At 37.5% G+C, this 7,945-nt stretch carries 6 protein-coding genes and 1 pseudogene; 6 read left to right on the top strand and 1 reads right to left on the bottom strand.

All coding sequences use genetic code 11. The features are described 5' to 3' along the window. Positions 1-76: 76 nt before the first annotated feature. From QZ138_RS10985 to hisB, 6 genes and pseudogenes are all read left to right on the top strand, one after another. Entirely contained in the window at positions 77-3,808 is a 3,732-nt protein-coding gene (locus QZ138_RS10985; protein ID WP_292889065.1) for a DUF3344 domain-containing protein, read from the top strand. 72 nt (positions 3,809-3,880) lie between these two features. Further along, on the top strand, positions 3,881-4,465 hold the full coding sequence (locus tag QZ138_RS10980) for a flavodoxin family protein (protein ID WP_292889064.1): 585 nt from the start codon (positions 3,881-3,883) through the stop codon (positions 4,463-4,465). Positions 4,466-4,514: 49 nt separating this feature from the next. Next, entirely contained in the window at positions 4,515-6,071 is a 1,557-nt protein-coding gene (locus QZ138_RS10975) for a flippase (protein WP_292889063.1), read from the top strand. A 173-nt stretch (positions 6,072-6,244) separates the two neighbouring features. Then, positions 6,245-6,908: pseudogene (locus QZ138_RS11390) on the top strand (TOBE domain-containing protein). An 8-nt stretch (positions 6,909-6,916) separates the two neighbouring features. Beyond that, on the top strand, positions 6,917-7,120 hold the full coding sequence (locus tag QZ138_RS10960) for a 4Fe-4S binding protein (RefSeq protein WP_292600098.1): 204 nt from the start codon (positions 6,917-6,919) through the stop codon (positions 7,118-7,120). 39 nt (positions 7,121-7,159) lie between these two features. After that, the gene (gene hisB / locus QZ138_RS10955; protein WP_292889060.1) at positions 7,160-7,738 is read left to right on the top strand and encodes an imidazoleglycerol-phosphate dehydratase HisB; all 579 of its coding nucleotides are present in this window, start codon (positions 7,160-7,162) and stop codon (positions 7,736-7,738) included. A gap of 92 nt (positions 7,739-7,830) precedes the next feature. On the opposite strand, the gene QZ138_RS10950 is transcribed toward hisB, so the two are convergent. Beyond that, positions 7,831-7,945 (bottom strand): F420-dependent methylenetetrahydromethanopterin dehydrogenase (locus QZ138_RS10950; RefSeq protein ID WP_292889068.1); only part of this gene is annotated, 115 nt, incomplete at its 5' end.

Raw genomic sequence — 7,945 nt, 5'->3', positions numbered from 1 at the left:
TTGGTACGAAAATATATTTTCAAATGGGATTATTATGAGAAATAAAAAAATTTTGTTTATATCTATTTTTATTTTAATGATTGTCCTCTCAATTGGTGCAGTGTCTGCACAGGATGCAGATGATGCGGTTGCATCTAGTGATGATGCTCCTGTTTTAGAAGATTCTCAATCTACTATTTCAGGGACTGTTTCAGGTGGAGTGGATGTCGTAACTGAAAATCCTAATACATATAGTGGGGATTTGAGCTATGATATTCCAAAGGATGCAAAAACGATTAAGAGTGCTGATGTTTATGTGAATGTTTATGGTGTCACTACTGATGACAGGTATGGTGCTAATGTCAATACGACCATTAAAACTGCAAATGGTGACACTAAATATAATGAAACCTTATTTTGTGTGAATGATGAGGAAGACCATTCCATTGTCCATAATCTTAATGACCATGTCAATAAGGTTTATCTTAATTATATGATACATTATAACATTAAGGATTTGCTGTCCGGTTTGAATGGAACTAAACTCGCAATCCATGTTGATTCATTTGAAATGGAAGGCAAGTCATTTGATGGTAAAATAAAATTAATAGCATTGGTTTTAGCTTATAATGACAATAGTACAGATGAAACCATTGGATATTGGATCAATGACAATCAATTATGGACTAAATCCAATGTCACACTGAATTTTGATACAGTAGGCAAATCCGGTCTTTCAACTTTAAAAAATATTGTGCTTTCCAGTTCTGACGGTTCTTATAAATTGAACGATAAGTTTTTAGGTGATGCCGACGTGCATGTAACGGGCAGTACTTATCAATATAATCAATGGGATGTTAGCAAATTAATTGACAGGACTAAAAACACTGTCCTTAATGTTGCCGCTAGCGGAAACGGCCAGTGGGGTTCAATTAGAAATTCACTTTCTGTTCTCACAATAAATGATATACAGTCCACCATGGCAGTCGCTACTGAATACTCAAAAACCGCTTTTGCAGGCACTAACAATACTTTGAAAGTCACAGTCAGTGCAAGTAAAGCTGGAAAATATGTGCTCAGATTATTGGCCGATGGTGTAGTTGTAAATGAAACTGAAGTAGACTTGACTGATGTTGCTATTGATAAATATTTAACCGACCCTACCATTAGGGCAGTTGACAACACTACCGTTGTAGGAGCAGATAACAATAAAGTCAATTATACTGTTGAATTATTATTGAACGGTGCTACTGTTAATTCAACTGCAATGAGTCTTCCAATTCTATATAATGGTAATTTAGGCAAAGATTTGGCTTATCCTGCTGGTGAAATGGTAGCATTGCCAACCATTATCATTAATGGTGACATTAAAATTGATGTTCAGGATGTTTCAACTTATTTGAAAGGAGATGATCCTCTCCGTAATAGAACAGATGTTTGGACCGTTAACTTAGATGATAAGTCAACTATCGTCAAATCATTTATTTACATACCTTATAATTGGTTTGATCCAAGTCTCGCCACTGAAGACTTAACCATGTTCAACGTAACCTTCAATAATGAAAAAATTGTTCCTATAACAATGTATAGAGACCAAAGTAATTTAGGCGGTTATGGCAGTTTCGGTTATGGTGTAGTAGTTTATGATGTCACTGGCTTACTTAACAAATCAGGCGGTAATAGCTTATTTGTAAGTAGGGCCGCCAAATATCCTGCTATTTATCCGTCTGTATTAATTTACATGTACAATACAACTGAAAGCAGCACCATTAAAGAAATCTACATAAATGATGGTGCTGATTTACTATGTGATCATTCATCTTCATTAAAAAATTATGCTAATAGAACTGCTAAAGCGGATTCAACAATTAAGGTTAATCCAAAACTAACTTCAAATGCGACACTTTATGTGCTAGCCTCAAATGCAAAATCAAACTATGGTAATATCATATTTAATGGTCAAACCTATGAAAACATTTGGGATGGCCCATCCTCTTGTACCGATTATAAAGAATTTGATGTAACTGGCAAAATTAAAGATACAAACACAATTTCAGTTATCGGCACTGACGGTTCAATTTTGGCATTGCAGCAAATAATGGTTTTAACCAAAAACATAGATGATGTTGAAGTCACCTCCATAACTCCTGAATACACTAGTGTCCCTTCAGCTTATGCAGGTACAAACAATGCAATCACATTTAAAATCGAAGCTCTTAAGGAAGCCAAATTCAATGTTACCTTATTGGCCGACGGTAAAGCGGTTAATTCAACTGAAGTCAGTTTAGTAGCAGGCTCAAACACATTCATGCTTATTGACCCAACAATCAGGGAAGTTGACGCATCCACAGTCAACGGCGCTGCAAATAAGAAAGTCAACTATACTATCCAAGTGTCTTCCGGTGATAAGAATGTTACAAATTCCACAATCAGCATTCCTGTTTTATACAACGGTAATTTAGGCAAAGACTTGGCTTATCCTGCTGGCGGAATGGAATCATTCCTAAACATTACTATCAACGGAGACATTGTCATTGACGTTAAAGATGTTTCTTCCTATCTTGGCTCTGGTGTAAAGAACAGAACCGATGTTTGGACTGTTAGCTTGGATTCCAAATCAAGCGTTGTCAAATCATACATCTATGTTCCTTATAACTGGTTCAACGGCAAGAAGTACACTGAAGATGTTACAATGTTCAATGTAACATTCAACGGTGCATCTATTGCTCCTGTAGCATGGTATAGGGATCAAAGCAATTTAGGCGGATATGGTATGTATGGATACGGTGTATTGGTTTACGATGTGACTAATTTAATCAAATCCGGTGAAAACTCATTCGTATTGATTAAGAAATACGATGACACCCCTGCGGTTTATCCATCAGTATTAATGTACATGTACAACACTACCGGCAGTGCAGTCATCAAAAATGTATATATCTCAAATGGTGCTGACCTGCTCGCTGGAACCTCCAACAATGTTGCAAAAAGACCAGTCAAAGCAGATTCAACCATTGATGGTGTAAAAATCGCTGATACAGCACAATTATACATCTTTGCTGCCAGTGCACAAAAAGGTGAAGGCAGTATTGTGTTCAATGGTCAAACCTATGAAAATGTTTGGAACGGAACCGGTTCAACCACTGATTTATACACTATTGACATTACTGGTAGCGTCAAAGGCTCAAACAACATTTCATTTGTAGCTACAGGTTCCACTATTTTAGCATTGCAGCAAATCATTGTAACAACTCAAAAAGCTCCAACTACAATTGTTGCTCCTAGCGTAACAACAACTTACCAAATCGGCAAAAACTTGGTTGTCACATTAAAAGAAGTAAATGGAAATGCAATTGCAAACGCTAAAGTCACTGTTACATTCAACGGTAAAGCTACAGTCCTGACCACTGATGCAAATGGACAGGCTACATTAGCTATTCCTGCTAATTTGGTTCCTAAGACCTATGCTGTAAGCATTTCCTATGATGGTGATGCAACACACTTGAAATCAACCGCCAACACCAATGTTGTTGTCAAAAAGGCTGCTGTCAAATTGACCGCTAAAAAGAAAACTTTCAAAGCAAAAGTCAAAACCAAAAAATACACTGTTACCTTGAAAGACAACAAAGGAAAAGCGATGAAAAAAGTAAAACTCACCTTAAAAGTTAAAGGCAAAACCTACAAGGCAACAACCAATGCCAAAGGTAAAGCAACATTCAAAATCAAAAAATTAACTAAAAAAGGTAAGTACACCGCTAAAGTCACTTTCAAAGGCAATGCAAACTTTAACAAATTGGTCAAAAAAGTTAAAATAACCGTTAAAAAATAGAGATTAATTTCTCTATTTTTCCATTTCTTTTTTTCACAAAATATTTTAACTTATTTATCTAAAACTATTTTTATGAAAGTCTTTGGAATCTGTGCAAGCCCGAGAAACGACACAACCTATTATGTGCTCACTCAGGCTCTGGAGAAACTTGAAAGCTGGAATTTTGAAACTGAAATCTTCACATGCCATGCTAGGGACATCAAGCCATGCATGCATTGCGATTATTGCCTTGAAAACAAAAAGTGCATCATCCGGGATGATATGGGTGAGGTATACGAAAACCTCTTGAGTGCAGACGGCATCATCCTTGCAACTCCAGTCCAGTCCGGATCGGTTTCTGCAAACCTTTCGATTATTATGGATAGGACACGCGCCCTGGAGGCCGTTGACTATAACATTTTAAGGGGCAAGATTGGAATGAGCGTTGCAGTTGGCGGAGACCGCACGGGAGGACAGGATTTTGCCCATCTGGCAAACATCACATATTTCATGATACACGGCATAATACCGGTAAGCGGAGGGCCTTTCGGTTCCAATTTGGGCGCTTCCTTTTGGTCGCAGGACTCGATTGATGAAATAAGGAAAGATTCTTATGGTATGGAGTCTTTGGATAGAACTTTAAAGGAATTTGAAAATTTCTTAAATAAGTACATTTAAATAGTAAAATTAAGTTACATATATTTAATAACTTTTTTTAGGTTATATCATGGCAAATAAGTTGATTAGAGGTAGTTTGATAATTTTTATAGGTAATATAATTTTCCGTGTGGGAGGTTACCTTTACCGTTTTCTTATGGCGATACTTTTAGGACCTGTCGCATATGGTAATTTAGGAATCACACTGCCTTTCCAGGGAATTTTCCAGACCTTATCTGCCGGTGGACTTCCTCCAGCAATAGCAAAATACGTTGCCGAGTATGAAGCCGTCGGCGAGCATGATATGGCCAGGCAGACCATTTACACGGCTCTGCAGATAATGATATTCCTGGGGCTGTTCTTTGGGGTATTGATGATTTTTGTCGTTGCTCCTTACCTTGCCTATAATTTCCTGCACAAGCCGATAACACTTGTTCCCCTCCAGATTGTGGGGCTTATCACACCTTTCAGCGTTATTGTAGGTGCCTTCAGAGGGGCGTTTCAGGGCGTTTACAAGATGGAGTATATCGTATATACCCGTGCCGTCGAACAGCTCGGTATGATTCTTTTTGCCACTGCATTTGTTTTGATTGGACTTTCAACTGTCGGGGCACTGTGGGGTACCGTTTTGGGATATTCCTTATCCGTTGTTGCGGCTGTTTACATCTTCAAGGTGCACATGCCGAAATACATTCCTAAACCTAGCGAAGGTTTCGTATTTACAATGAAGGATAGGATGAAACTTGCCACAACATTGGTGAAATTCTCCATTCCCGTCATCATAACCGCTGTGGCTGAAATGCTTATCTACAACATCTGTACCATAGTCATGGGAAAGTTTCTGACATTGGCCGATATAGGATTTTTCGCAGCGGCAGATCCAATCGCACGTTTGCCGTTAATTATTTCAGTTTCCATTGCAACAACAATTCTTCCGGCTTCTTCAGAGGCATTCAAGGTAAAGGACATTGATTCCCTACAGAAGTATGTTTCAGAGGCCTATAAGTATTCGTTATTGTTTGTCGTTCCGATGTGTGTCGGCCTTGCATTGTTTGCGACTCCTACACTTCAGGTATTGTACTTTAAGAATCCTGCCTATGTTGCGGGTGCAGCCGCTTTGGCAATTCTTTCAATCGGTATGACATTCTATTCAATTTTCACCATTTCAACAAGTGTCATCCAGGGAATAGGAAATCCTAGAATTCCAATGTATATCCTGATTGGAGGTGCAATTGTCACAGGTGTCCTCAATTGGTATATGGTTCCGTTTCTGGGCATTGCAGGCGGAGCGTTGGCTACCACCGTTGCCTGCTTTTTGATGATGGTGCCGTGCATTTATTTTGTATTTGAACTTACCAAGACAAAGGCTCCAAAGAAATCCGTGGCCAAGATATTTGCGGCGTCAATGATTATGGGAATTTTCGCATTAATAATTCCAAAAACCACATTGTGGCTCTTCCCGGGTATTGTGGCCTGTATGATTGTTTATTTCTTTGCATTGATTCTGGTCAAGTTCTTTGAAAAGGATGATATCGAGAGTCTTAGGGAATTTTCTTCAAAATTCGGTCCGCTGTCCAAGATAGTAAATAAGCTATTGAATTTTGTTGAAAGGATGGAATCCAGATAATGAAATGGCGTTGGAATTTCTTTGATTGAATTGTATCTCCGATGTTTTAAGATAGTCTGTCGATGTGTAATTTCAATTGAAAAAATTTTTTGGATTTAAAAATGCCATAATAACAAAAACTTATTTAAATATAATTTATAAAAATATTATTGTTATATTTCGGGGGATTTATAATGACTGATGTTAGCGCAGGTGTTGAATATAAAATTAATGTAGATGGCAATTCCTTTTTGCTTGACAGTAAAAAGTACAACTTGCTGGTGTCTATTTTAGATACAGGTTCTCTGACAGCGGCTGCTAAAGAGATTAATGTTTCTTACAGGACTGCTTTGAACTATATTGATAAGATAGAATCCAGTCTTGACGTTAAGGTTGTAAATACAACCAAAGCTCACCGATGAAGGCTACTCCATTTTAAAGGAATGTAAAAAGATCAATGCCATCATGGAGCTTCACAAGGATGTCAATGAAATTGAAGCGACAGTAGTTGATATCAATGATGCCAAAGGCGTAATGACCATCAAAAACGATGAGTTTGAAATCAATGCTCCATTGAATAGGAATTATAAAATCGGCGATGAGATATTGGCCTTGATTAGTTACGATAACATATTTTTGATGTTGGAGCCGCAGGCTTCAAGTATCCGTAATATCCTGAAGGGCCAGATTGTTGAGATGAGGCTCGAAGGTGAAATTATCCGTGTTAAAATCAACGTCGGTGGAGTTACATTATGCAGTGACATTACAGTATCTGCAGAAAAGGAATTAAGTTTGAACATAGGTAAGGAAGTTTATATAGGATTTAAGGCAATGTCCGTTGCTACTTTAAAATTATAGGTGATATCATGCCGTTGCAAATTTTAGTCGATGAAGATAAATGTATAGGATGTGGAAATTGTGCTGAGATTTGTCCCAAATCAGCTAAAATTTGGAAAGTTGGAAGGGTTGCACGTATATTGGATTTAAGATATTGTCATGTTTGTACACTATGTGCCATGGAATGCCCTACTGACTGCATTAAAATCATACGTCCGGGTGAAGATGCCTAAATTATTGAAGCTAAAATTAATTATTTTGTAGGTTAGATTATGACTAGAATTTCAAATGTTTCAAGGAAAACATCAGAAACCGATATTTCAATAAAGATGAATTTGGATGGGGAAGGCAAATACGACATCGAAACAGGAATCAACTTTTTCAATCACATGCTTGAGTCATTTTCCAAACACTCAATGATAGATTTGGACGTGAAGGCAGTTGGGGATATCGAAATAGATGACCACCACACAATAGAGGATGTCGGAATCCTTTTAGGGGAAGCGTTTCTTGAAGCAATCGGCGATAAGAAGGGCATAAAAAGGATGGCGCATGCCATAGTTCCGATGGATGAGTCAGTTTCCACAGTGGCAATTGATATAAGCGGACGCAGCTACTGCAACATGAGTCTCGACTTTAAGAATGAAAAGATTGGAGACATGACATCAGATATTATCATTCACTTCTTCGAATCATTTGCTTCCAGTGCCAAATTGAATATTTATGGTACAGTTGAAGGGGCAAACGATCACCACAAGGCTGAAGCTGTCTTTAAGGCATTTGCAAAAGCCTTAAAAGAGGCAATTAAAATAGAACACGATCAGATTCCTTCTACAAAAGGGGTATTATAGTCTTCGGACTATATTTTTTTCAATGTTGTTGTAAAAAATATATTACATCTTGAGAATAAAAAAAAGAAAAAATAAAGTAGTAATTAAACTACTTATTCTGGTTTTGAAATTAAGTCTGTTTTACAACCTGGGTTTCCTTCTTTCATGTGAGGGGTTCTTAAAACAGTATCATTTGCTTTTTCGATTTCTCTTGCTTCTTGTGCTAAT

This window comes from Methanobrevibacter sp. UBA212 (genome assembly GCF_905233225.1).
Classification (GTDB): domain Archaea; phylum Methanobacteriota; class Methanobacteria; order Methanobacteriales; family Methanobacteriaceae; genus Methanocatella.
This window is presented reverse-complemented; position numbering and strand designations above follow the sequence as displayed.